The organism is Martinezella calliandrae (assembly GCF_030272695.1).
Taxonomy (GTDB): domain Bacteria; phylum Pseudomonadota; class Alphaproteobacteria; order Rhizobiales; family Rhizobiaceae; genus Rhizobium; species Rhizobium calliandrae.
This window is the reverse complement of record NZ_JARFYN010000017.1, coordinates 18,357-42,198: the sequence shown is the minus strand read 5'-3', so window position 1 is coordinate 42,198 and position 23,842 is coordinate 18,357. Positions and strand designations below refer to the sequence as shown.

Here is a 23,842-nt window from a genome sequence, read left to right as displayed (position 1 = left end):
TTTAACGGACGTTAGCGGGCATTAACTTGGCTCGGGTCGGCGTTGGTCCGATGCTGCGTCGCAATCCGAAGAGGTGCTGCGATGCTCGATATACTAGATGCTCCCCAACCGACGAACATTGGCGCAAGAACGTCTCGGCGAGCATCAGTGTCTCTGGTCGGGAACGCTCCGCGGCAACAGCCGGAGATGGAGCTCCAGGACACCGGAAGGCTTCTGCAGCGCCGAACGCAGACGTGGGGACTCGCGAAGGTTACTGTCGACGACATGCAGTGTGACGGCGAGACGGACATGAGCATCGACGCCGTAGGTCCGACGCTGGTCTTCATGATGGACGAGGTCGGCGGGAAGCTAGAGTTCCATGGCATGGACCGGGGCGACCCGGAGGCAGCGGAGCCAGGAAGGGGACCCGTGACGTTTCTGCCAAAGGGCTTCTTCGCTTCCGGAAGCGCGGCGACCATCAGGCTCTTCAGGAGGGTCGTTATTGAGCTCGACGCCGGTGAGTTGTCACGAATTTCTGATGCGGGCGGACCGTCTTCGCGCAGGGAACTCGCGCTTCCGCATCATATGGTTTCAGATGAACGCATCGAGAACCTTTGCCGGCTGATTGCGGAGGAGAGTTGCGATCCAGGCACGAACAGCGGCCAGTACGGGGAGGGTCTCATCCTTGCGCTTATGGTAGGTCTGACACGCTGGCGTCGGAAGCCGTTGAAGCAGCTTTCGCGAGGCGGACTGGCCCCATGGCAGCTCCGTCGCTCGCAAGGCTTCATGATCGAGCATATTGCCGATTCTATATCGCTACAGGCGCTCGCCGAGCTGACGGGCGTCTCGCTGGCGCATTTTTCACGTGCCTTCAAGTCGTCGACCGGTCAGTCGCCATATCAGTGGCTCATCGCCGCTCGCATCGACAAAGCCAAGCAGTTGCTGCTCGACAAGACGCTTCCAATAGCGGAGATTTCAATAGCCTTGGGCTTCTGTGATCAGGCGCACCTGACCCGGACATTTCTGAAAGCGGTCGGAACGACGCCTCTGGCATGGCAGAGGTCGCATTTGACCTGAAAATATGCCATGAAAGGTTATGACCGGGATTCAGCTCGACGTTAGCGACAGAACCGAAAACCAGGGTGGCGATAGCCTCGCCGACGGCGACCGCTTGACGCGGGATAGCGGGGTGGGCGAGCTTGCCGTCAGGAGGTTTGGTGTAGCGTTGTCCGGAAGGCTCAACGCAAAGTCTGCTACGGGCGCGGCGGTCGCATTCGCAAGGCTCATCGCCCCGCCAAGTTTTTCGCTCGGGGACATCAGCGCCGAAGACGCCTACTCGTTGCACGTCAACTGCATCTCCCACGGGCTTCTCCGGATCGCACCGGGCCGGGCGAACGAGCAAAAGCACCACATCCCATTGTCCGGTATCGCGATCTACGACCTCGCGGATCTCCAGATGATGGAGATGGACACGCGGTTCGATATGATCCGTTTCCATTTTCCTCGCCATAGCCTTCAGGACGCCGCTCGCGAGATGGGGCACAAGCAGAGCGTACGCATCACCCGTCCGCCGATCGGCACCATCGATCCGATCATCTCTGGGATCGCTTCGACCGTCGCGGCCTGCTTCCAGTACCCCGACCGGGCGCCGCAGTTGTTCCTCGATCAGCTCGGCATCGCCGTACAGACGCATCTGCTTCACAACTACAATGAGACTGCCATTGCAAGTCCTCGCAAGAGGGGCGGGCTCCTTCCGTGGCAGGAGAAGCGTGCAAAAGAGCTCATCGCGGCGGAGCTTTCCAAAGTCTCCATGGCAAAGGTCGCCGAGGAATGCGGGCTGTCATCGAGCTACTTCGTCAGAGCCTTCCGCGAAACCATGGGAATGCCGCCGCACCATTGGCTGTCCGAGCTTCGGATCGCGATGGCCAAGGATATGCTCGACCGCACCTCGGAGCCGCTGAACGCCGTTGCGCTGGCCTGCGGCTTCTCGGACCAGAGCCATCTTGGACGGGAATTTGTACGCAGGATCGGAATGCCGCCTGGGCAATGGCGGCGTCGGCATCAGCGGGCGAGATAATCGCAGATCCGTTTTGTATTGTTTCATTCTAAAGCTTCAAAAATCTTCTAAACGGCCTCAGCAGGCTGTGAGAAAACGCCTTCAAGCGGCGGTATTCTCTGGAAAAAGTGGCGCAGGTGGTTTCTTGCGCAGTCCCCAGACCAGATGATTGTTGGACATATGGCGAGTTGCCGGCGTTCCTCCGCCTGTCAAGGAGACTGCGGTGGCGGAAGAGTTCCGGTTCGGACCTTATGTTCTTTCAGTTCCGGGGAGGCGGCTCCAGCATGAAGGCAGACCGGTGCCGGTCGGAGCGCGTGCGTTCGACATCCTCGTCACTCTGATCCGCCAGGGCGGTGCCGTCGTCAAAGCCGCCGAACTTTCTGAAGCCATCTGGCCTGGGGAGCCAATCTCTGAAGGATTGTTGCGCGTCCACGTCGCGCGCCTTCGAAGAGCTCTCGAGCAGGACGGCCTGGAGACGTCCTATGTCGTGACCCTTCAGGGCGAGGGCTACCGTTTCTCAGGCGAAATCCAGCAGTTCGACGTAGCGCCGCCGATCATCCTCGAGCAGGCTCCGTTGACTCGACTTGTCGGAAGGGAAGACGACCTTCAGGAAGCCGTGGCGAACCTCCAAATACGTGGGAACGTAACCTTGAGCGGAGGCGGTGGCGTTGGGAAGACAGCGCTTGCGCTCGCGGCAGCCGAACGGATTGCGAGCGAATATCCAGACGGGACGATCGTCTTCGATTTCGAAGCGATGTCGGTTTGGCGTTTGGATGGGAGGCAACAGGACACCCTCAAAATCGAAGACGCCTACGACAGCGGCCGCTTGGACGACATGGAGACCACTCTGGCTGGGAAGAGGGCGGTTTTTGTCCTCGACGGCTGCGAGCATGTCGTACCCATCGCCGTGCGCCTGGTCTCGGCGATCCGTCAACGATCCCCGGAATCGATCGTGATTGCAACCAGTCAAGTCGCATTGGGTTTCGACGGGGAGGTCGTGCAAATGATCGATCCGTTGCCCGTCGACGACGACGGGCCGGCTGTTGAACTCTTCCTGGAAGAAGCCGCCGCGGTGGTGGGGAGCAATTCGTTCACGGACGAGGAGATTACTGCAACGTTGGAGATCTGCAGACTGGTGCACGGGAACCCGTTGGCTATCGAACTTGCAGCAGCAAGAGTTCTGGAGCTGGGCTTCGATGGAGTGCTTGCTCAGGCGGAGGGTGGCATCGATGTGCTCTCGGGCGGCAGGCGAACTGCGCATCCGCGTCATCGGAGCATGAGCGCGGCTCTGGAATGGAGCTATGCGATCCTTCGTCCGGCGGATCGGAAGGAGCTGCTTATGCTTAGTCGAGGAAAGACTTCCAGCGACCACGCCGCTATCACGAGATTGATCTTCGCTGGCCTAGTGCGACGGGCCGGAGGCGCGGTCAGCGTCCCGCATCTCGTTCAGCTTTTTCTCCGTGAAAAAGACCGTAACCTCTACGATCGGAACGCGTAACTCCGAAGGCCTGCCTGGGATACCCTGTCGATGGATTAGATACGCCCACGACGTCGCGCTCCTTCACGATGGCCTCGCCTTACTACCAAAAGAAGCCGGCACGTTCCGGGTGACCTGATGGTTCGGATAGGGACGGACCACGTCCTGATCCGACTTGTGGTTTCCAATCACCGTGAACTGGGCGATTCCGCTCAAGCTATGAAGGCGCTCATAAAAATGCGCAGCGAGATTAGCGTTCCGAAGTTACATTTCTTCCGGTGAGATCCCCCGTACCGGGTTTGCTCCGCCAGTCGGTGGGCCAGAGGGCGCATCTAGTATCATGAAACCGAGATGCGGCCGGCCAGCAGATTTGCAACTCGGCTCGGAAGCGACGACTGCCGCTGCTGGGCATAGCCGTGAAGTCCCGACTGTTTCCATCGGCTTTCCACAAAATGAGCTCGAATCCTTCAATGCCTTCAATGCAGTTGCGCCTATCCTCGTTTTCGTGGCCCAGGCTACGCGGCGTCCCGAGGCTGCCCCCCTCGACCTCCAAGGATTCGGCTCGCTCGTCCGCCAACGGAGCCGTGATCGCCCGGCGCCTTGCCGGTAGGACAGGACGTCCGTGAAACAGGCGCCCTCCCGCATGTGGAAGGGCGCCTGTTTTTGTTCTTTCAGATCAGAGCTTCGAGCCGCCGTCGACGCGGAGCGTATCCCCCGTGACCCACTGTGCGTCATCGGACGCCAGGAAAGCGATAGCACCGGCGATGTCTGTCGGCTGGGCAACGCGCTTCATCGCCTGGATGCTTAGCGTGAAGTCCTTGCCGGCGTCGGTTTTCGCGAAGCTCGACATGTCCGTCGCCACGACGCCGGGAGCAACAGCGTTCACTCGGATGCCGCGCTCGCCCAGAGCCGACGCGAAATGCTTGACGAGGGTGTCGATCGCGCCCTTGGTTGCAGCGTAGGCCGAGAGAGTGCCGACCGCCGCACGCGCAGCCAGCGAGGACACGAGCACCACGCTCGAGGCGTCGCTAAGGATCGGAAGGAGCTGCTGCACGAGGAAGAACGGCGCGCGCACGTTCACCGCGAACTGTCTGTCGAAATCCTCGACCCGCGTCTCCTCGATTGAGGCGGCCTTGGAGATACCCGCGTTCGCGACCAGGATGTCGAGCTTCGAGGTCGCCTTCTTTACCTGCTCGGCGAGCTCGTGCGGTCCATTTGCGGCGGAAAGATCAGCCTTGAACTTCTCTGCTTCGCCGCCCTTGCTGCGGATCTCGTTGACGACGGCCTCGGCCTCGTCGACGCCTTGGCTGTAGTGGACGAAGACCTTCGCGCCACCTTCGGCGAGAGCGAGTGCTGCTGCGCGACCGATGCCACGCGACGCGCCCGTAACGAGCGCAGTCTTACCTGAAAACTTAGCCATAGCGATAGTTCCTTTCTATATATGGAGGCAATGCCGGAGTGGCTTCCCTGAACAGAAAGGTATGACTTCGCAGACAGTTAGTGAAAGACTTTGTATGTTTGTAGCCATGCTTCACGAGCATGATCGAAGAGCGTGGCAAGGTTTAGCCCAACAGCCGGCCCCCGTTCACGCCGAGCACTTGGCCAGTGATGAAGCTCGCCTTGTCGGACGCAATGAAGACGCATGCATCCGCCACTTCCCGTGGCGTTCCTGCACGACCAAGCGGAATACCGGCGGTCATCTTCGCGATGCCGTCCGCACCCCCGGTAAGACGGTGAAGCATGTTGGTATCGGTCGGTCCGGGAGCGACCGTGTTGACCCGGATACCGAACGGCGCTCCTTCCAGGGCGGCCGTCTTGGTGAGCGCCTCGACCGCATGCTTGCTCGCCGCATAGACGCCCTGGTTTGGGAACGAGGTCCGGCCCATCGTCGACGAGATGTTGATGATGCTTCCGCGCTTCTGCTCCATCATTGCCTTGAGCTCGTACTTCAGGCTCAGGAGGACGCCGACGACGTTCGTCTCGAATACTGAGGTAATGGACTCCCGCGTCTGCTCGACGATCGGTCCCGGCTTGCCCTCCGTTCCAGCGTTGTTGATGGCGATGTCGATCGAACCGAAACGATGGACGACCATGTCCACCATCTTTCGGACGCCCTCGTCGATGGAAACGTCGGCGAGCACGAACTCGGCCGCCGCGCCCAGCCGGCGAAGCTCGGTTGCAAACTCCTCACCGGCCTCCTGGCGACGGCCGGAGACGGCGACGTTGTAGCCTTCCTGTGCGAAAGCGATGGCGGTTTCGCGGCCGATGCCGGAAAGGGCACCCGTGATGAGAACTGTCTGGGACATAGCAGTTTTCCTGATATTTCGAGGTTGAGGTGAAGGCGGACCGTTGTGTAGGTCCGCCCGTGCTAGTAGGCGCTGCTTCTGCCCGGGCCGGTCGCGAGCGCCAGGGTGATAGTTGCAAAGGCGATGACCCCAAGGACCGCGGCTCCGGCTTCGATCGCGATGGTGAGGCCCGCTGCCGTGGCCAGTAGGCCGAGTACGAAGGCCATGCAGCCCTGAACGAGGTAGGCCGACAGGAGAAGCGCGGATATGGCGCCGCCACGGTGATGGGCGGGGGCATGCGCCGAGATCAGGCCGAGCCCTCCGGAGAACAGCATGCTGTAGGCAATGCCCGCTGTGATCATCGACGACGTGAAGAGGGCCAGCGAATGGGAGAGCGAGGAGAGGACAAGAAACCCGCCGCATAAGATGCAAGCGATCGAGCCCAGCAGGATAGCGAGGCTGGGAGGCAGCTTGCGCCCTGCGACCGAGACGACCGCCGACGTCGAAGAGAACAACGCTATGATGGCGCCGTTCACGAGGGAGTTCGTCGATCCTACCAGTTCGATGGCGATCTGCGCACCCAGGGAAAGCGTGATCGCGCCCAGGGCATACGACAGCGACATCGCAAAGGCTGAAACCGCAAAGACCGGCCGCAGCGACTTCGGCACCGAGACGGGCCGGATTTTCCACGGCCCTTTCTCTTCACTCGGAGTGTGCCTCGGCAGACCGGCCGTGAACGCAAAGATCGTGGACAGAACGGCAAACAAGACCCAGAAGTTTGAACGGGTGGGGTAGGGCGCATATTGGATCAACGCACCGCCCACCAGTGCCGCAGCCACGAGGCCGACCCCCTGACAGGCGGCTATTGCGGCGCTGGCCGAAGACTTTCCGCGCAAGCTGGCGAACTCGACCATGGCGGCGGCGGACGGCGTGGCCGAAAGCCCGACGCCGACCCCCATCAGCGTGCGGCCTCCATAAATCCAGACAACGTTCGGACCGAGTGCAAAGAGCAGCACTCCCGCTATCGAGAAGAGAAGGCCGGAAAGCATCGTGGCCCGCAGTCCGATATAATCCGAGATGTCGCCAGATAGGATCAGCACGAGGACGACCACGACCGGATAGATCGCGAAGATCCCGGTGGTCACCGCGGGACTAAGGTGCCATTCCCTGGCGTAGATTGGGTACGTCATTGCAGGGGCGGCGCTCGTCCAAAGAGTATGGGCGACAACCGCTCCCGAGATGAGGAAGCTCGCGGAGCGTCCGAAAGTGATGTTCATAGCAAAGCTGCCGGTTACAAGAGCGAGATCATTCGCATGAACCCTGTTGGTTGCTAACGCGAAATATGGGCCAGACGGTCGTCCTTATTGCGCAATGCTGACATTCGTAGAACAATTCGAGCATGAAGCCTGCGCGTCGGCGAGAAGGCCTGAGCCTTCGTCTGGACTTCACCTCAGAATGGTACAAGAAGCCGGCCCTCGAACCGGCTTGGCTTCACCAATCGAACGAGGGACGCTAACATGATCGAGATCGTTGCGACTGTTCGCGTCAGACGGCAGAGAATGGGGGTGGTGCTTCGGTATCTCGAGGCGGTCGTGGAACCTGTCCGGCTGGATCCGGACTGCTTGCACTTTGGATTCGTCACCGACGCCTTGAACCCGCCACTGGAACATGGCCCCGAAATAACCATCGTCATTCGTTGGGCCTCGAAACTTTCATTAGAGACGCGCCGGCGAGATGCCCGTATCGCAACATTCCTGTCTGCGCTCGGAGAACACATCGCCGTCGCGACTGTGAACGAACGGCAGCTATCGGACGATCTCGGCGCGGTCGAGTGCAACGCTCTGCTGGAAAACCAGGACCTCGAGGTCGCCTGAGGCCACGCCTTTGGATCAAGAACCTGCAATCCACGCGCGGTTTCTACAGGTATAGGTGCACGCGACCAATAACTGAAGGAACGCCTCAATGATACACGTCGTCGCGACGCTTGCTGCCAACCCCGGAAAACGGGACTTCATTCTCGAAGAATTCAAGAAGATGCGCCCAGCGACGCTGAGGGAAGACGGTTGCATCCAATACGAACCCGTCGTCGACGCCGACGGTGGAGACAAGATTGGGCCGGACAGGTTCTTGGTGATCGAGAAGTGGGAAGCGCCGGAAAAGCTCGACGCCCACATGAAGTCCGCTCATCTCAACGCGTTTCTTGCCACAGTCAAACCGGCCCTGGCGAGAATTACTGTCAACGTGCTGACTGCGGCCTGACGGCCGCTTTTACAACCGCTGCCATGCCAACGGCGTCAATCCGGTGCTCTTTCGGAAGGCTCTCGTGAAATGGGCCTGGTCGCAGAAGCCCAACTTTAAGGCGATCTCCGAAAGAGCCATTTCTCCCTCGACCAGGAGGGCCTTGGCCTTCGCGATCTTGCGCTCGATGAGCCATTGATGCGGAGATTGCCCAGTTGACATCTTGAACGCTCTGGAAAGATGCGCTTGGGATATGTCGAGCTCCTTGGCGACGTCCTGCAGTTTCAGCGGCTGGGCGTCCTCTTGAAGCATAAGTTCCTGGGCCCGACGCAAATGTGTCGGAGCCAGGCCGCCGCGGACATAGCGAGGTTTCGTCTTTTGGGCGTCTACGCGCGATAGCGCCACCAGCAGGGCTGACGTGAGACTCTCCAGATAAAGGGTATCGTTCACCCCTGGCGCGCGAAGTTCTTCAGCAATCAGTTCTGCCAGTGCGAGGCCGTCGTGATCGCCGAACGACAGTCTGGTTTTATTCAGGAACGAGACCGCGTCGCGAACCGGGCGCGTGAACATCGAAGGGTCCACGCTCAAAGTGAGAAGCCGGAGATAGCGCAATTCCTTTGTCGCGATGTCGACCTGCGCCCCTGCCGCAACCACGCTGATCGTACCATGTTCAGCCGCCGTGTGACGGGGAACCGACGCTCTATCCAAGAGCTGTAGAACCCCTCCGACCTCTTCAAGAACGATGACGATGACTGGATGCTCGCTGTCGAGCGATACCCCGTAGCCGCCCTCGGCGACGACGTTGTCGAGCGATGCGGAAACGCCGTCCCATGAGTGCGCGTGCCGCTTCTCGACGGTCGCTCCCTGGTAAGTAGGCCCATTGTGGCGACAAATCTCGCGATACTCGTCAGACGGAGCAGAGAAGACGTAACCAAGGGAGGGCGGCAGGACCATCGCGCGTGGCGAAGTGTTTCTCGTAACGACGTTCATCACACCTATCCTCTCAGGATGGCATGCCGCGAGAGCATCACCAGCGGTGCCGGCGATCGTGCGTGCGACATGGTGTCTATAAGCCGGGGAGAGGTTTAGGTCGTCTCCTATGCGTTGAAAAAGACTTTGTAAGATGGACCGGCATGCCCATCAGGCATGGCGAGCGAAGAATCGCGTCAGCGGCCGACCGCTACGCCTCGTAACCCCAGGCATGAGGTCGAGGAGCGTGTTTTCGCCATCTCAGCGCGGATCTCGTCGAAGTCGTCGGCCATGCGCTGCCACTCGAAAGCGCCGCGAGTGCGGGCCGTGGTCAAGGCGATCGTCGCGACGATTTCGGGTCCCGCCTTGCGGTCACAGCCTGGTAAGGAAGATAGGCGAGGCACGGTTCGCGATGGATTTCTGCGAAAGTCAGCCGATGGTCGCTTTCCGTCGCCGGGGTTTCAAGGAACTCGAACGCCGGTAGAATCACCGAATGTTTGGCTGCGACCAAATGGTTGCGGTTGACGCGGGCGTCGATGTGGACAGCGAGATCAAGTTCCGAGCTATGGGCGTCGACAAGCATTTTGCCGGCAGAGCGCTCCCCCACATGAGAAACAGCCCTTACCAGATGTCGATGGCGTGGCTCCAGAAGCTGAGTATCCCGCGTGTCGACGGTCGGTGGCACCGATCGCCATCTGAAAGCCCTGAGGAAGATCTTGAGCAGGAACGCAATCTCCTTCGAGATCGCGGGACCCGCGAAGACGGAGAGCTGATCAGGGTTTTCGAGAGCGTCGAGTTCGTCCCCGACGACGCGCACCGCCTCAGCCCAGGTGAGAACCTCGAACCGGTCCGTTTCGGCGTTGTAGTTCATGGGAAGAGGTATCTCACCCAAGGCGTCCAAGGCATCATCCGACCAAGTGCGTAGTTGCGTCACTGTTTGGACGGCAAAGAGCTCGGGCCCCGCCCGCCATCTGCGGATACGGTCCTCAATCTCGTATTTGGCCGGGCGCTGCCCGCCGATCGGAAACGACAACGGCATATGATTCATCTACTTTCTCCGGATTGCGTTTCGTTCGCCCCCCGGCGCCGATCGCAATTTAGTTCCCCTCAAGTCTAGGCAAGCGGCCCGAGATCAAGCAGACGCCTTGGCGTGCCCGGTCTGACGAAGGCGGCGATGTCGCTCATCGCTTCGTCGACCCTGCTCGCCAAGGCTTCCGATCGGACGGTGTAAGCTTCGAAGTCCTTGTCGGAGGCGTAGATAGACGTCGCCACGGTATGGGCCATGAAGAAGCCAAAAAGCGGCCTGAGCTGGTGTTCGACGATTAGGGCGTGTCGGTCGCCGCCGCCCGTACCCGCGATAACGATCACCTTGCCACGCAGACTGGCTGGATCGAGCAAGTCGAACAGATGTTTGAAAAGGCCAGGATAGCTGCCTTTGTACGTCGGCGCTCCGACTACGAGAACGTCGGCAGCCAGCATCAGATCGACGGCGAACTGCGCCTGTGCGTCGAGGTCGCCAAAGCTCATCGACGTCCCGAGGGAGGGACCGACGCCCATCATGTCGAACGTCGTCTTTTCAAGACGGAACTGGGTCTCGGCTCTCGTGCAGATGTAGTCGACAAGTGCCAGCGTCTTCGACGGTTTGCTGTGGCTGCCGGCGAGACCGACGATCTTCATAGGCTGGTGTGCGTTCAAAATCGGCATTCCGAGAAATGGGCGGGGTCTTCCCGCGACAACTGAGATGTTCATCGCATCGCCTCCAGGTATCAGCTCGCGCTGAACCGCATTCTGTGTAACGTAGTTAGTCTAACGGGGCCGGGCCTGATTGAAAGAAACTGCGGATTTTGAAGATGGCCGACATCCATTGTGAGACACTGGAAGCACCGACTCACTGGAAGAACACAAATGGCATCGCAACGAGACCAGTCCACCATCACCGCCTACCATGAAGCTGGCCATGCGGTTATGGCAATGGCATGCGGCTTCCATGTCACCGTAATGAGCATCGAGGAAAGCGAGCATGGCCGCGGTCATGTGAGGTGGCAGACCGCCGAAATCCTTACTAAGGAATCCCGCTCGGCCATGGTTCTCGTCTTCAGCGCCGGAATGGCTGCTGATCTGCTGCACTGGGGTAGCGTTAACGGGGGATCGGACGAGATGTCCCTCGGGCATTTTGACTATCGCCTGCAAGCGCAGCCACACCTCATTGAGCTGGGGCGAGAAGGGAGCTTCGACACTTACATGGCAGTCTCGGCCTCCATACTCAAGCGCCCGGAATTGTGGGCCTGGGTCGTGGATTTCGCGGACCTCATGCTGACCGCTGGGACTATCAACGGCGTCGAGGTCTTACGAAGGGCTTTCGAGAGAATTCCGAAAATCGGAAGCCGCGAGCATGCGCAGTTGGAATTAGTCATCGAGAACACACCGATGCTTTTGTCGGGTAGGTAGGGCGCCCAATAGTTCGCCCCCTTTCTTCGAAAAGCGCGGTTGATCTTCAATCGCAAGTGTTCAAGCTCCCGCGCTTGCTCACTTTTGAACAGTTCGAGCTGATTTGCCAATTTCTGATCGATCCACTTTTCTCGCCGAGCCACTTGAAGAGGCCATATGCTACCGTTGTAGCGGTGCCTATCGTGAGGCTGCCTACACCTAGGAGCGCCATCGCAGGCTGTCCCCACTCGACCAGCGCCCATAGGGTGGTTGAGAAATTGTCCATGCTCGAATCCTCAAAAGTCCTAGTACGGGATAGTGCCGTGAGGTCGAGTAAGCAACGATTGCAGTCGTAGTGCTTTCGTTTTCCGAATTTTGATCGCGAAACTTCAAAACCTGCACAAGCTTTCAATAAAACAGTGCCGTCAGGGCCTACATCGTTCATCGAGAATACCTGACGACGCGTTGCGTCATGTCCGGATTCTGCTTCCAGATCGATCAGAAAGGACCGAGGAATGGACATGATCTCGACCACCAAGAACACGCTTGAAGTCGTGGACGCCTATTACCAGGCCGGCGTCGAAAAGCGCCTCACGGACTTCGGTTCGTATCTCCACGATGACTTCGTCACCACTGCACCAAATTACCTCCCGTGGGGCGGCGTCCATCATGGAGGCGCGTTCTTTCGCGAGCAGGTGCTCCCCAACCTGCCGGACGTTCTCGACTTCGGCCGCTTCAGCTACGACGTCTTCTTCGCCAACGGCGAGAACGCCATCGCGCTCGTGAACTTCGGTCTCACCGGTCGGGACGAGATGATTAAGATCTCGGAGCACTGGACAGTCCGGGACGGTAAAGCCATAAACATCTGGGTAGCGTACTTCGAGCCGCAGGCTCTTCTCGACAGCTTGAAGATTCCCCACGGCCTGACCCGCGCCGCCGCCTAAGCCAACCTCATCACGATCGGAACGGAAAACAGCTTGCCTCATGAGGCGGCCACCCCCGATGGGTGGCTTCCTACCAGTTCGAGAAACTCCCTGACACTGCTGGTGAGCATCTTCGGCAACAGTATCGACTTTGTCGACGCCTCTATCGTGAACGTCGCGCTGCCGACCATCCAGTTGGATCTTGCCGGGCCGCTTTCCGCCGTGCAATGGCTCTCGAGCGCCTGCCTGCTCGCTCTTGCCTCCCTCGTTGTTGGCGGTGGAGTGCTGAGCGACCGGTTGGGAACGATAACGAATCCCTAACTCAAGGTGTCAAGGCCACACTCAAACGTACGACATGGCGGAACTGCGAAGTACTCCGACAGAGGGCCGTTTCAATCTTCAAAAGGCTCGATGCAGAAGGCTCGCAATCAAAACGAGCTATATTGTTTTTATGCAATGCAAGCGCGTGTCTCGTGCTGCGCTGACTTCCTTGGATGTCGAGAGGTCGGACTTTTTGCGTACGCCGACCAACCTCCCGACAGGACCACCGACTAGGCCTGCGATGAGGGACGTGCCGCGACCTTTTCGTACCAGGCCCTCACCGCCACCGCGGTCTCCGGGATTGGCATCGAGATTGCGTTCGTCGCAAAATCGATCGTCACGAGTGTTGTAATGTCGGCAATAGAGAAATCAGCGCCGGCGACGTAGGCAGACGTCTTGAGTGACGCTTCGAGGTCGGAATAGAAGTTCGCAACACGCTGCTTGCTGCGAACAATTAGGTCGGGAATCTGAGCGTAGCTGTGCGGGCCGGCGATCGCCCGATCCTTGAGCCCGGCCACGGTGTTTCGGATCGCCTCCATGACTGAAGCGAAGCCCTCCGCCTCGATGCGGCGGTCAGTCATGCCGACCACGGCCCGTTCTTCCGGCGTCGTTCCAAAGAGCGGCTTTTCCGGAGAAACTTCCTCAAGGTAGCGCTGGATGACCGGTACTTCGCCGATCGCGATGCCATTGTCGAGAAGGAGCGTCGGGACGACCTGACGCGGGTTGATCGCCTTATAAGCGTCTGACGCCTGCTCCCGGATCCCGAGATCTACTGGCACAAGTTCGACGTCGAGACCCTTCTCAGCGATTAGGATGCGGACGCGACGTGAATTGGGTGAACCCTTGGAGTGGTAGAGTTTCATTTCATTGTTCCTTTCTGATGCCACGCTGATGCGAAGCAGGTATGACGAGAGGTGACCACAGACGAGCGGGCTGCGGGCCTCTGGAGGGTGTGAGTACAAAAAAGATGATAGCAGCAGCGAAACCACAGATGATTGAAGAAAAATGATAATTTCCCTTTCTCTGCGTTAGGGGGCATCGCTATCTCGACGCCCTGTAAGCATCAACATAGGCAGCCGTGTTTGCGTTGGAAAAGACTTTGTAGGTCGATCGTCCATGCTTTCGGAGTATGGTATCAACCACGCCGGTAGACCCAGCTGGAACGTAGGTGAGTTGAAGCTGGCTTGGCTCAGCCCGCTGATCAACTCGGAACATGATCCTCCATCGGTTGGAAGCGGTTCGGGCGTTCACGTTGACGTGGACGCGCCGCCGCACCAGAGACGGTACCGGCGGTCCTTTCAATGATCGGTAAATCTCTTTACGTCGGCGTTGTCGGTTTCGGGAGCGAACATGTAGGCCTTCACTGCACAGAACTGGGTGCGGCTGATGATGAGACGATTGGCCAGCACGCTTGTCACGCGGCCACGGGCGAAGCTTGATCCACGGCCTTTATCGGACGTGGTCTTGCCGGACGGCGCGACCATCATAGCTTGCGCTCAGTCAGGGGCGGCCCCGTGGGCGGCCGATCTGTCCTAAGTTGCCAAGCAGCGGCGCGGCAACATCGAAGCTCATCGAAAAATTGGAATCTCCAACACGGAGTTTGAATACCTGTCTGCTAATCGGTCGTCATATCGACCAGCCCCGATTCTTAAGATCGCTCGAGTGTACCATTCCAAGGTTGGCGGCTTAGCTTTCGCCGCGATCCACCCCTCCCTCAGGTTGGAGGGATAAGGATCTTCTCCGGGAATGCCTTTTCGATCACGTCCAGGAAAGCACGAGCCTTAGCGCCGATGAGACGGCGCGAGCTCTGGAGCGCCCAGATCTCGACCAATGGGCTGGCATGTGTTCCCCAGTAGGCGGGTCGGCCCACCTCGATGTCGTCAGCGGCTACGAACTTTGCCAGCAAGGCGGCGCCTGCGCTCGCCAGAATGGTATCGCGAAGAATCACAAGCGATGGCAGGCGCACCTTCCCAATGTGAAGATCGCGCCCTTTTCGTCCCTCTATCCGTTGCTCCGCCGATAATAGCGTGCAATCGGCGCGTGTTCCGGCTGCCTTCCTCGGCGACGGCAATGAAATATCGGGGGGCGGCGTAAATCCACGATCATACCTCTCAGGCATGGAGTCCAAGAAACAAAGTCTTTCTCACGGGAGCCTTCAAGTCCTATTTCCTTTTCACCGGCTAGGTTTTCCAGCCGAATTTACTCACGTCCCAAACCACGCGGCTACCAATCCAGACCACTCAGGCATGGCCACTAGAACGCCGCTTCGAAAGGAAATGAATATGAATACGCCCGTAGTCCTGATCACCGGCGCCCTCACAGGCATCGCTCGCGCCACCGCCTTCGCCTTTGCACAGAAGGGAGCTAAGATCGTTGCTTCCGGCCGCCATGACGACGCTGGGGCGGCTCTCGTCGCCGAGTTGCGCACCGTCGGTGCGGAGGCCGAATTCGTTCGCGCCGATGTCCGTCATGAGGACGATGTTCGTGCGCTCGTCGATGCGACCGTCGAGCGCTTCGGCCGGCTCGACATCGCCGTCAATGCCGCCGGCACCGAGGGGCAACCCGGCCCGGCTGTCGAGCAGACCGCGGAAACCTATGCCGCGACTTTCGATACCAATGTCCTCGGCACGATCCTCAGCATGAAGCATGAGTTGCGTGTGATGCAGGCTCAGGGCAGTGGGAGCATCGTCAACATCTCGTCGACCTTCGGTCATGAAGGTGGTGCTGGCGCATCGATTTACTCCGCTAGCAAGCATGCCGTGGAAGGCTTGACCAAGTCGGTCGCGCTGGAAGTCGGGACGCAGGGAATCCGGGTTAACGCGGTTGCGCCGGGGCCGATCCAGACCGGCATGCTTGACCGCTTCACTGGAGGCGGCGAGGACGTCAAGGCGTATCTCGCCAGCCTCAATGCGCAGAAGCGGGTCGGCCAGCCTGACGAGATCGCACGGGCCATCCTCTACGTGTCCTCGGGCGACGCCAGCTTCGTCACCGGTCATATCCTGACCGTCGACGGCGGTAAGTCAGCAGGCTGACCCAGAAAGCCAGGGCCGGGCTGTAGCCCGGCCCGCCATAACCGCACACTCGGCTTCCTAAGCCGGGTAGCGAGTCGAACTCCAGACGACTCAGTAACAACGATTCCCTTTAGATTTGAAGATCGGAGAACGAAATGAGTGCTTATGTTGTAGTCGAACTGACTGTGAAGGACCCCGAGGCAAAGGATCGCTACTCCACCGCAGCGGGTCCCGTTCTGAAGGAATATGGCGGCGAGTTTATCGCTGGCGGCGCTTGGGATGTTTTGACCGGCGAGCCAGCCTTTACGAACGGTGCCATCATTCGTTTCGCTGATCGCGAGACCGCGACGGCTTGGTACAACTCTCCCGGCTATCAGGCGACATTCGGCGACCGCGCGCTCGGCATCGACTGCCGTTTCCGGCTTCTGGGTTGATGCATCTAGAAGCACGGCTGAATTAGGCGTGGTTCCGCAGCGTCTCCGCTTACGCTACGCCCATGTCCGGTCGCCCCTCAGGGAACGCAAGAGCCAAGGATCGGCGAATTTGAGTTCGCCGATCTTTGATTCGATGGCTTTTGGAAGGGGCGACGTGTTGGCTTCTTTGTCGCCGAGTGAGAGGTCGATCGTCGGCGGTACGCCGGCAAGCGGTCTACTGACGACGGTGGAAGGCGACAGATCGAGCGCGTAGAGCGGCATCGGAGCAATTCCGCGGGTCAAGCTCGGTATTGATCAGAGGTGAGATCAATACCGAGCTTGATCCGCTAGGCGTCAGCCACCGCTCTCAACGCTGGCGATTTGTCATGGAGAACACCGACAAATTGCCCGCCCGTTACGTTATCGGGGTGATGGTGCTGCGCTCCGTCAGATGGTACTCCACTGGCATCAACACGATAGGCGGCTCGTCGGTCAGCCGAGTGGAGACGATTCTCGGCGCATTGCGCTCATGCCGGGGGAGGCAAGATCATTCCTGCCCCGCATCAGTCGTCTACAAGATCGGGCGATGAGGGGCTGAGAATGACAATCTCAACATGGCGTAGCTCGTCACACATGATGCGGATGATCGCGGGCAGCCAGTCAAATTCGTAGCCGGTTAGGAAGTCGAGACCCAAAGACGCTTTGGCTGGCACTGCCGCACGTCGCGTCGCCTCGATCGTCGCCTCAACTTGAACGAGCGCTGCGCGCGCATGGTCGAGAAACACCTTGCTGGTGGCGGTTTGGTTTTGGTGCTTCGTCTTGGAGCATACCCCGTGCTCGGCGAGCTCACCGTCTTCCATTCGAACGATATCGGCGGCGGGTCGGGCGTTGCCCTAGAACCGGCCGTGGGCAATCACGTAATTGCCCACGGCGACGATGAGTTGGTTCTCGTCACGCAGCGTGTCCGGGAGCATGCCGATCAGGTTGAACAGTCCCCCGTGTCCGGGCGCGATATGGGCGCTATACCGGATGTAGTGATCCGATCAACAGCGTTCGGAGGCTGCATAGTCGCGCTTGTTAAAGAGCGTGTCGGAGGCTTCGAACATAAGCCTCTTGTTTTCTTCCGGTGTGGTTTTGGACATGGTCAATTCCTTCCGTGTTCGGATTGGGTGATGGTTCAGAGGTTCGCCGGCTGCAGAGCCGGGTAATCGGAATAGCCGTTGGGACCCGATGCATAGACGGTCGTCCAGTCGATCTCGGCGAGCGGCGCGCCGGTCCTCAGACGTTCGACTAGGTCCGGATTGGCGATGAACGGCCGACCGAACGCCACGAGATCGGCGAGGCCTCCGTTTATCAGCCGATTACCGCGCTCGGCATCCATCTGGACGTTCGCGATGAGCGTTCCTTTAAAAATCGGGCGGAAATGACGGAACATTCCATCGCCCATCAGCGGCTCAAGCGGCGTGCCAGTGAAGTCGGTGGTGGCGCCCATCAGAAGGAGATGCGAGAGGCCATAGCCGTTAAGTTCGCGAATGGCGTATTCTGCCATCGGCAGCGTCTCGTCATTTGCGGCAAAGGGGCCCCCTTCGTGCATCGGGCTGATTTTCACTCCCACACGCGACGGCTCGACTTCGTTGAGGACGGCCTCGACAACCTCGAACAGAATGCGAGCACGGTCCTCAATCTCGCCACCATAATCGTCGGTCCGCCGATTGGTCGTCTTGTTCAGGAATTGAGCCAACAGATAGAGATAGTTGGCCAGAATCTGCACGCCATCGAAGCCGGCCTCCAGCGCGTTGCGCGCCGCTCGGGCATAGTCGGCGGCGGTCTGCCGGATCTCATCTCGGGTCATTGGACGCGGTGTCACGGTCGGCACGCGCCCGGCAGCGGTGACGGATACTTGCTCCGGATTGACATCAGAGGCCGACAGTGGGAGCGCTCCGCCGCGTAAATTGGGATGAGAGATAGCGCCGGTGTGCCAGAGCTGGGCGACGATACGCCCGCCCGCGGCATGGACGGCGTCGGTGACGCGGCGCCAGCCACGAACCTGATCCGAGGTCCATAAGCCAGGAGTGTCGGCCCAACCGAACCCGTCTGGGCTGATCGCGGTCGCCTCGGTGACAATTAGGTCCGCTTTCGCCCGCTGGGCGTAATGTTCCGCCTGTAGGGCCGTCGGTACATGGTCGTGTGTGCCAGCCCGCATGCGGGTGAGTGGCGCCATGACGATCCGGTTCGGCAAAACGAGATCGCCCATGCGATAATGAGTGAACAGAGGCTGGGTAGTCATCAGAGATTTCCTTTGAAAGCGAGGGGTCAGAGGGTGATCACGATCTTCCCGATCTGCTCGCCGGCTTCCATGAAGCGGTGAGCATCGGCGATCTGGTCGAAGGTGAAGGTGCGCGCGATCGTCGGATGGAAGGCGCCCTGGACTAGGCCTTCGCTGACGAACTGCTTCAGCGATGCGAGTTTTGGGTCATCGCGCGTGAGGGCGGTCAGGGCGAGGCCCCGTATCGCCAGATCGCGCGCGAAGATCTCGAAAGGCGGCACGATCGTCGGCCGTATGTCGAGAGCGCCGTAGACCACGAGGGTGCCACCAGCGGCGGTGGCTTTGGCAAGCGTCGCGAACTCAGGACCGCCGACCGGATCAAAGACTAGTTCCGCGCCCTTGCCCCCAGTGAGGGCTTTGACCTCGGCCACGACGTCTTGCTCGGTGGTTGCGATGACCGCTGAGGCACCGAGGTGGCGAAGATCGTTCGCTTTCGCCGAGGTGCGGGTCAGCGCGATCGGACGCGCACCCAGCCGATGAGCGATCTGGATAGTAGCTAGGCCGACGCCGCTAGAGGCAGCGGGAATGAGCACACTCTGGCCGGCCTTGAGCGCGCCGACAGCCACCAGCCCGCCCCAGGCCGTGCCATAGGCGGTCCAGGTCGCGGCGGCCTCGGTGAAGCCTACATCGTCCGGGATCATCACTAGCGAGCGGGCCGGCGCGATCGCGGCTTCGCCATAGAGCGCATACTGCGCGGCGCCGTAGGCCGGCACGAGGGCAACCCGATCGCCAACCGAAAATCCGGTGACATCCGGACCAAGCGCCTCGATAACGCCGGCCGCTTCGAAGCCAAGACCGGTAGGCAACGGCGGTTTCGCAGGCGACCGACCGGAACGGAGAGTAATCTCTGTGCGGTTGAGGCCGATCGCGCGGATACGAAGGCGGACTTCGCTTCTGCCCGGCTCCCCGACCTCGACATTTTCGATGCGGAGGACGTTGGCATCACCGAAATCGTGGATGCGGACGGAGCGGGTCATAATCGAAAGCCCTCACTTTGATTGTTGGTGAGGGCGAACATCGTCTGTGGCGGTTCTGGCCGGTAGCTTCAAAATTCCGCTAATTTCTATGCATGAAATACATCAATCAGAAGAGGAGCGCCCAGTATTTGCGCCATTGCCGTCCAATCTTGAAGGCATTCAGCCGGGCACGACCGATGGACTGCGTTCGAAGGCAGAGACGAGATGATCGATCGCGGCACGCGCTGCGGCGCGTGTCGCTCGCCCCATCGGGAAATAGGCGTGGACGGGGATGCCGGCCAATGTCCAATCGGGAAGCAGGCGCACCAGCGCCCCACTCTCCAACTCGCGGCGGCAGGCCCAGCCGCTTGTCGAGGTGATGCCGAATCCCGCAACCGCTGCCGCAATGGCCCCTTCATTCTCGTCGGTCAAGAAATGCGGATCGAGCTTTATGGCCGATTCCTGGCCATGTCGTTCGAACCGCCAGGCTGTCGGCACTGCAGCGGCGGTGCCGCCGACAATGCGATGCCGAACGAGATCGTCTGGTGTCTCGGGCGCACCGAATCGGTCAAGATATTCAGGCGAGGCTACGACCACACGCGGAATCGTCGCGATCCGCTTCGCCGTAGCAGTAGCATCGGGAAGCCGACCAAGCCGTATGGCGACATCCACGGCATCCCGGACGAGGTCCTGCCGCCGGTCGCCGAGCTGAAGCTCGATACGCAGATCCGGGTGCCTTTCGGCGAAAGAGGCCAGGCGCGGGATGACATCGCGAATGCCGAAGCTGGTCGGCATGCTCATCCTCAGAAGCCCGCGCAGTTCGCCCCCCTCGCGCACGCTATGCTCCGCCTCGTCTAACGCCGCGAGAATGGGCTCGACCCGCGCGAGGAATTCTCCGCCGGCTTCGGTCGGCACGACGGCCCGCGTGGTACGCGACAACAATCTGACACCGAGCTCGGCCTCCAGATCGGCCACAATCCGCGACGCCTGGGATTGCGACAAGCCGCACTCCCGCGCCGCGGCAGAGAAGCTGCCGAGACGGGCGACGCGCGTATAGAGGCGAAGGGCGAAATTATCCTTGATCAAATTACATCGGCTCCTTTCAGAGCCCGCCAACTGCGGCTCCACGCGATTAATGTATTATATACATAGAAGTTAGCCTAAATCAGCCGCTAGCGGATCTATTTTGTCCCGTCCAAATTGACTGTGCAAAGCAGAACGCCGTGCAGGTGGCCTCTATGACGGCCTCGGCGCGACGACGTTCCGGCCGCCAGTACGGCGCCCAGTGCAACGATCTTCAGGAGAACGGGATGAGCGGTTCTTCCGACTGCGCAGTCACAGCAGATACCTCGACCAGCGGAAGCGCCAAGCATTGCCGTAACCAGGCTGCGCTGGCCAAACCGGACTATGATCGCGGCACACTCTACACGCTGGCGCTTGGCACTTTCGCCGTTGGCACAGAGGGTTTCATGATTGCGGCGATCCTGCCGTCGATCGCGACCTCCTTGGGCACGAGCGTTCAAGCTGCAGGCCAGCTCGTGACGATCTTCGCTCTGACCTACGCCTTGAGTTCACCGATCCTGACCGCGCTGACGGCGGCCTGGCCGAGGCGCCGCCTTCTGATGGTATCGCTCGCCGGGTTTGTCGTTGCCAATCTGATTGCGGCAGCGGCCCCCGGCTATTGGTGGCTGGCGGGCGCTCGCGTCCTGCTTGCATTTGCGGCCGGACTCTATGTGCCGAACGCCAATGCCGTCGCTAGCGCGCTGGCGCCTGCCGCATATCGCGGCCGAGCTCTGGCAATCGTCAATGGCGGCATTACCGTCGCGGTCGCGCTCGGTGTTCCGGCCGGTGCCCTTGTTGGCGCACATTTTGGCTGGAGGGCGACGTTCGTCGGCGTTGCCGGCCTTTCGGCGATTGCTCTCTCGGTGCTCGGCATCAGGCTTCCACGCGAAATCGCAGCCAGCGCGCCCGCTGGGCTGAGGGAACGCCTCTCGGTCGCCGTGATGCCCGGCGTGTTTTCGGCGTTGCTGACAACGACTCTTTGGGCGACCGGCGCCTACGTTGTTTACACCTATGTGTCGCCTTTCCTGGTGTCTGCTGCGGACCTGGCACCCGAACAGGCTGGTCTCGTTCTGACATTGCTCGGCATCTGCGCCATTGGTGGGGTGACGCTCGGTGGCCACGCCAATGATCGGTTTGGCACTCGAAGGGCTCAGGCTGTTGCCCTGCCGATATCGGCATTGACCTTCGCGAGTCTGACAATGGTAGCGCTGATCTGGGCGCCCCACGCACTCCTGGCGATCCTGCCGCTGGTCGCGTTATGGGGTCTGAGCGCCTGGAGCTTCTTCCCGCCACAGCAGGCACGGCTTGTCGGCGTTGCCGGCCTCAGCCATACGCCGGTCGTTCTCTCGCTCAACGCTTCATTCATGTATCTCGGCTTCTCACTCGGCGCAATCTTGGGGTCCGTTGTTATCACGCTGGCTTCGGTAGCCTGGATCGGCGCCGCCGGCGCGGCCTGCATGCTCTGCGCTATAGCCGTGTCGGCCTTCGCTTGGCGGCGCGACCGGACCTGATCCACCAACCCGGCCCACTCTCGCCGACATCGCAATGGCGACGCAGCGTTCGGCTCATTTCTTGATTTGTTCGATTCGCGACAGGAAGAGTGCAAGGGTTGGACGCAGCGGGGAGGCTTTAATCGATTAAAATAAATTCAATCGTTTAAACTTTTTAATGCTGTGATTTACAAAGCATTTCTCGCGTGGCATTCAGCTAATGTCTTTATAAGGGAGGCCTTAATGCAAGAGCGTGATACCGTCCGGACGGAAATACCCGCGCATGTAGTCGATCGTCTGGAAAGCGAGTGGCGGCTGGTACAGGTCGAGCGCTCACCGTTTAAGGCTGTCCCGGAGATCGACCCAGCCGACGAGATCGTCCCCACGCCCGCCGACGAGCGCTGAGCTCATCGATCCTTGCCCCGGCCGTCCTCAGATGGTGCCAGAGCCGTCTTGAAATGCGGGGCAAGCACCCACTTCACGGAACAATTGCCCGATATTCGATCGGAAGGCGTGGCAGCCGCTTCGCTTTGAGGGTTGCTACTCTTACGCGGAAATTGCGAGAGCGAGAAACTCTTCGCCAGATTCGGCTGGATCGCCCAGTTGGCCGAGGACTGCCTGGCTGACGGTGTCGACGATTGCGTATTTCTCGGCTTGGTAGTTCCAATATTCCGAGACGAAGTCTCGGGAAAGCCAGAAGCTGCTTTTGCCCGGAACGCCGACCCAACCGACGCTTCCGAGTTCTGTTGCCTGCTTCAAAAGCCGCTTCAGATGAGCACTTGAAATCATGAATTGGCTCTGGATGACTTTCGGTGAGATTGCGCCGACCAAGACTCTGTCCGAGGTGGAATCGATCTTGCTGATTCGAGAGATGAGATAGTCCATCACCGCGCCGCCGGAGGTCGCCCAGTTGAATAGGGCGAAGGTCACGCCGGGATTCCTCAGGCTTTCGCTGTCCATGATCATCTTGGCGATCACAGGCTGCATTCGCAGCACTGAGCCGGCGCTAGCGGTCGTTCTGGTCATCCTGTTGCCGCCGTCCAGCGTATCGAGGACGAGCAAATGCGTATAGATCCATCGGGCCATGTATTCGTTGGTCGTCTCGGTCGGTTCAAGCAACCTAATGCGGCGGTCGGAACTGCCGGCGATCGGTCGAACGTAACGATAGGCAACCATTTCCTTCAGGAACGCCGCCGCGGTGTTACGGCTCGCGATTTTGTGCCTGACCGCGAAATCGACAAACCGACCCGCATAGAGTCCCGGCACAGGATGATCCGGATAGCCGAGAAACAGGGCATAGCCGGCATGCGCTAGAAGCCATCTTTGCTGTGCGGCGAAAATCGAGGCGATGCGAGGATTCTCATTGTAGATCGCCATCAGTTCATTCGCGCTGTGTAATATAGCGGATAGGAAGTTCTCGTTTCGACTGAGTTCTTTTGCCGTGAAAGCCATTAGCGCCAGCACTCTTTCATTACTTTAGAACGGGCTAAAGCTTAGTCCTAATATTCGATACACCCCGCATAAATACTCTGGTTTTCTTTGCCTTCCAAGATGCGTTGTTAATCTTAAGAAGCAAGCGTAACGCTCCAAACAAGATATCACGTGAGGTACTTGTGCCTGTCGCGATTGCGATCCAAGAGGATGGCGACTGCTTTGGCTAAGGCAGTATGACTTGCCGCCCGGTCTGCCGCTTTCATCGCTGCGAATGCTCCTGGAAGGGCGTCGAGCATTAGTTTGATCGGCATGCTTTTCCTGTCCAGAGTGGTCACGGTGACGGTGGTCGCAGGTCTCGTCTTCATGGCTTCAAGCAGAGCATTGTCGACATTTGTTTCGATGAGGCGGCCCTGCGACAGCGGCTAACCGGCATTGTCGCGGTGTACGCGAAGGTTTGCTGAGGATCGGCGCCCCA

At 59.7% G+C, this 23,842-nt stretch carries 27 protein-coding genes; 12 read left to right on the top strand and 15 right to left on the bottom strand.

The features are described 5' to 3' along the window. Positions 1-288 precede the first annotated feature (288 nt). The 3 genes from PY650_RS14925 to PY650_RS14915 all read left to right on the top strand — a co-directional run bounded on the left by PY650_RS14925 (position 289) and on the right by PY650_RS14915 (position 3,533). Positions 289-1,056: an AraC family transcriptional regulator gene (locus PY650_RS14925; protein ID WP_162950178.1), complete on the top strand. Its 768-nt coding sequence runs from the start codon at positions 289-291 to the stop codon at positions 1,054-1,056. Positions 1,057-1,075: 19 nt separating this feature from the next. Continuing rightward, positions 1,076-2,056, top strand: a complete 981-nt coding sequence (locus PY650_RS14920) for a helix-turn-helix domain-containing protein (RefSeq protein WP_285880116.1) — start codon at positions 1,076-1,078, stop codon at positions 2,054-2,056. A gap of 202 nt (positions 2,057-2,258) precedes the next feature. Further along, a complete protein-coding gene (locus tag PY650_RS14915) occupies positions 2,259-3,533 on the top strand; it encodes an ATP-binding protein (protein WP_285880115.1) in 1,275 nt (424 codons plus the stop codon). A 655-nt stretch (positions 3,534-4,188) separates the two neighbouring features. Here PY650_RS14915 and PY650_RS14910 read toward each other — a convergent pair. The 3 genes from PY650_RS14910 to PY650_RS14900 all read right to left on the bottom strand — a co-directional run bounded on the left by PY650_RS14910 (position 4,189) and on the right by PY650_RS14900 (position 7,074). Beyond that, positions 4,189-4,932, bottom strand: coding sequence for an SDR family NAD(P)-dependent oxidoreductase (locus PY650_RS14910; RefSeq protein ID WP_120704955.1), 744 nt, complete (start codon positions 4,930-4,932; stop codon positions 4,189-4,191). Between the two features lie 142 nt (positions 4,933-5,074). Then, on the bottom strand, positions 5,075-5,818 hold the full coding sequence (locus PY650_RS14905; protein WP_120704954.1) for an SDR family NAD(P)-dependent oxidoreductase: 744 nt from the start codon (positions 5,816-5,818) through the stop codon (positions 5,075-5,077). Positions 5,819-5,880: 62 nt separating this feature from the next. Then, positions 5,881-7,074 (bottom strand): MFS transporter, encoded by a 1,194-nt coding sequence (locus PY650_RS14900; RefSeq protein WP_285880114.1) that lies wholly within the window; start codon positions 7,072-7,074, stop codon positions 5,881-5,883. A gap of 240 nt (positions 7,075-7,314) precedes the next feature. On the opposite strand from PY650_RS14900, the gene PY650_RS14895 reads away from it, so the two are divergent. Further along, positions 7,315-7,671, top strand: coding sequence for a putative quinol monooxygenase (locus PY650_RS14895; RefSeq protein ID WP_120704952.1), 357 nt, complete (start codon positions 7,315-7,317; stop codon positions 7,669-7,671). 88 nt (positions 7,672-7,759) lie between these two features. After that, complete coding sequence (locus PY650_RS14890) at positions 7,760-8,056, top strand: putative quinol monooxygenase (protein WP_120704951.1); 297 nt, start codon at positions 7,760-7,762, stop codon at positions 8,054-8,056. Between the two features lie 9 nt (positions 8,057-8,065). Here the strand turns inward: PY650_RS14890 and PY650_RS14885 are convergent, their stop codons facing one another. The 3 genes from PY650_RS14885 to msuE all read right to left on the bottom strand — a co-directional run bounded on the left by PY650_RS14885 (position 8,066) and on the right by msuE (position 10,708). Continuing rightward, entirely contained in the window at positions 8,066-9,025 is a 960-nt protein-coding gene (locus PY650_RS14885; protein WP_285880113.1) for a helix-turn-helix domain-containing protein, read from the bottom strand. A gap of 310 nt (positions 9,026-9,335) precedes the next feature. Further along, positions 9,336-10,052, bottom strand: coding sequence for a hypothetical protein (locus PY650_RS14880; RefSeq protein ID WP_285880112.1), 717 nt, complete (start codon positions 10,050-10,052; stop codon positions 9,336-9,338). 65 nt (positions 10,053-10,117) lie between these two features. Next, a complete protein-coding gene (msuE, locus tag PY650_RS14875) occupies positions 10,118-10,708 on the bottom strand; it encodes an FMN reductase (protein ID WP_285880289.1) in 591 nt (196 codons plus the stop codon). 201 nt (positions 10,709-10,909) lie between these two features. On the opposite strand from msuE, the gene PY650_RS14870 reads away from it, so the two are divergent. From PY650_RS14870 to PY650_RS14860, 3 genes are all read left to right on the top strand, one after another. Next, positions 10,910-11,452: a hypothetical protein gene (locus tag PY650_RS14870; protein WP_285880110.1), complete on the top strand. Its 543-nt coding sequence runs from the start codon at positions 10,910-10,912 to the stop codon at positions 11,450-11,452. A 500-nt stretch (positions 11,453-11,952) separates the two neighbouring features. Then, positions 11,953-12,375 carry a nuclear transport factor 2 family protein gene (locus PY650_RS14865; protein WP_162950176.1) on the top strand — a complete coding sequence of 141 codons (423 nt, stop codon included), beginning with the start codon at positions 11,953-11,955 and terminating at the stop codon, positions 12,373-12,375. A gap of 102 nt (positions 12,376-12,477) precedes the next feature. Next, entirely contained in the window at positions 12,478-12,675 is a 198-nt protein-coding gene (locus PY650_RS14860; RefSeq protein ID WP_285880108.1) for a hypothetical protein, read from the top strand. Positions 12,676-12,905: 230 nt separating this feature from the next. Here the strand turns inward: PY650_RS14860 and PY650_RS14855 are convergent, their stop codons facing one another. The 3 genes from PY650_RS14855 to PY650_RS14845 form a co-directional block, all read right to left on the bottom strand. Further along, positions 12,906-13,538, bottom strand: coding sequence for a glutathione S-transferase family protein (locus PY650_RS14855; protein ID WP_285880107.1), 633 nt, complete (start codon positions 13,536-13,538; stop codon positions 12,906-12,908). A gap of 435 nt (positions 13,539-13,973) precedes the next feature. Further along, positions 13,974-14,162 carry a hypothetical protein gene (locus tag PY650_RS14850; protein ID WP_205587394.1) on the bottom strand — a complete coding sequence of 63 codons (189 nt, stop codon included), beginning with the start codon at positions 14,160-14,162 and terminating at the stop codon, positions 13,974-13,976. A gap of 227 nt (positions 14,163-14,389) precedes the next feature. After that, positions 14,390-14,746 (bottom strand): hypothetical protein, encoded by a 357-nt coding sequence (locus tag PY650_RS14845; protein WP_285880106.1) that lies wholly within the window; start codon positions 14,744-14,746, stop codon positions 14,390-14,392. A gap of 211 nt (positions 14,747-14,957) precedes the next feature. Between PY650_RS14845 and PY650_RS14840 the strand changes: the two genes are divergently transcribed. Both PY650_RS14840 and PY650_RS14835 read left to right on the top strand, forming a co-directional pair. Further along, a complete protein-coding gene (locus PY650_RS14840) occupies positions 14,958-15,707 on the top strand; it encodes an SDR family NAD(P)-dependent oxidoreductase (RefSeq protein WP_285880105.1) in 750 nt (249 codons plus the stop codon). Positions 15,708-15,841: 134 nt separating this feature from the next. After that, positions 15,842-16,120, top strand: coding sequence for a DUF1330 domain-containing protein (locus PY650_RS14835; protein WP_120704941.1), 279 nt, complete (start codon positions 15,842-15,844; stop codon positions 16,118-16,120). Between the two features lie 54 nt (positions 16,121-16,174). Here the strand turns inward: PY650_RS14835 and PY650_RS14830 are convergent, their stop codons facing one another. From PY650_RS14830 to PY650_RS14810, 5 genes are all read right to left on the bottom strand, one after another. Next, the gene (locus tag PY650_RS14830) at positions 16,175-16,381 is read right to left on the bottom strand and encodes a type 2 periplasmic-binding domain-containing protein (protein WP_120704940.1); all 207 of its coding nucleotides are present in this window, start codon (positions 16,379-16,381) and stop codon (positions 16,175-16,177) included. A 281-nt stretch (positions 16,382-16,662) separates the two neighbouring features. Then, positions 16,663-16,959 carry a type 2 periplasmic-binding domain-containing protein gene (locus PY650_RS14825; protein ID WP_285880103.1) on the bottom strand — a complete coding sequence of 99 codons (297 nt, stop codon included), beginning with the start codon at positions 16,957-16,959 and terminating at the stop codon, positions 16,663-16,665. Positions 16,960-17,276: 317 nt separating this feature from the next. Then, positions 17,277-18,386: an alkene reductase gene (locus tag PY650_RS14820; RefSeq protein ID WP_285880101.1), complete on the bottom strand. Its 1,110-nt coding sequence runs from the start codon at positions 18,384-18,386 to the stop codon at positions 17,277-17,279. Between the two features lie 26 nt (positions 18,387-18,412). After that, on the bottom strand, positions 18,413-19,402 hold the full coding sequence (locus PY650_RS14815) for a zinc-dependent alcohol dehydrogenase family protein (RefSeq protein ID WP_285880100.1): 990 nt from the start codon (positions 19,400-19,402) through the stop codon (positions 18,413-18,415). 159 nt (positions 19,403-19,561) lie between these two features. After that, entirely contained in the window at positions 19,562-20,467 is a 906-nt protein-coding gene (locus PY650_RS14810) for a LysR family transcriptional regulator (RefSeq protein WP_285880098.1), read from the bottom strand. Between the two features lie 224 nt (positions 20,468-20,691). Here PY650_RS14810 and PY650_RS14805 point away from each other — a divergent pair, with 224 nt between their 5' ends. Further along, positions 20,692-21,954, top strand: a complete 1,263-nt coding sequence (locus PY650_RS14805; RefSeq protein WP_285880096.1) for an MFS transporter — start codon at positions 20,692-20,694, stop codon at positions 21,952-21,954. A gap of 222 nt (positions 21,955-22,176) precedes the next feature. After that, complete coding sequence (locus tag PY650_RS14800) at positions 22,177-22,338, top strand: hypothetical protein (protein WP_285880094.1); 162 nt, start codon at positions 22,177-22,179, stop codon at positions 22,336-22,338. Between the two features lie 141 nt (positions 22,339-22,479). Here PY650_RS14800 and PY650_RS14795 read toward each other — a convergent pair whose 3' ends face one another. After that, positions 22,480-23,385: a hypothetical protein gene (locus tag PY650_RS14795; protein ID WP_285880092.1), complete on the bottom strand. Its 906-nt coding sequence runs from the start codon at positions 23,383-23,385 to the stop codon at positions 22,480-22,482. Between the last annotated feature and the right edge of the window lie 457 nt (positions 23,386-23,842).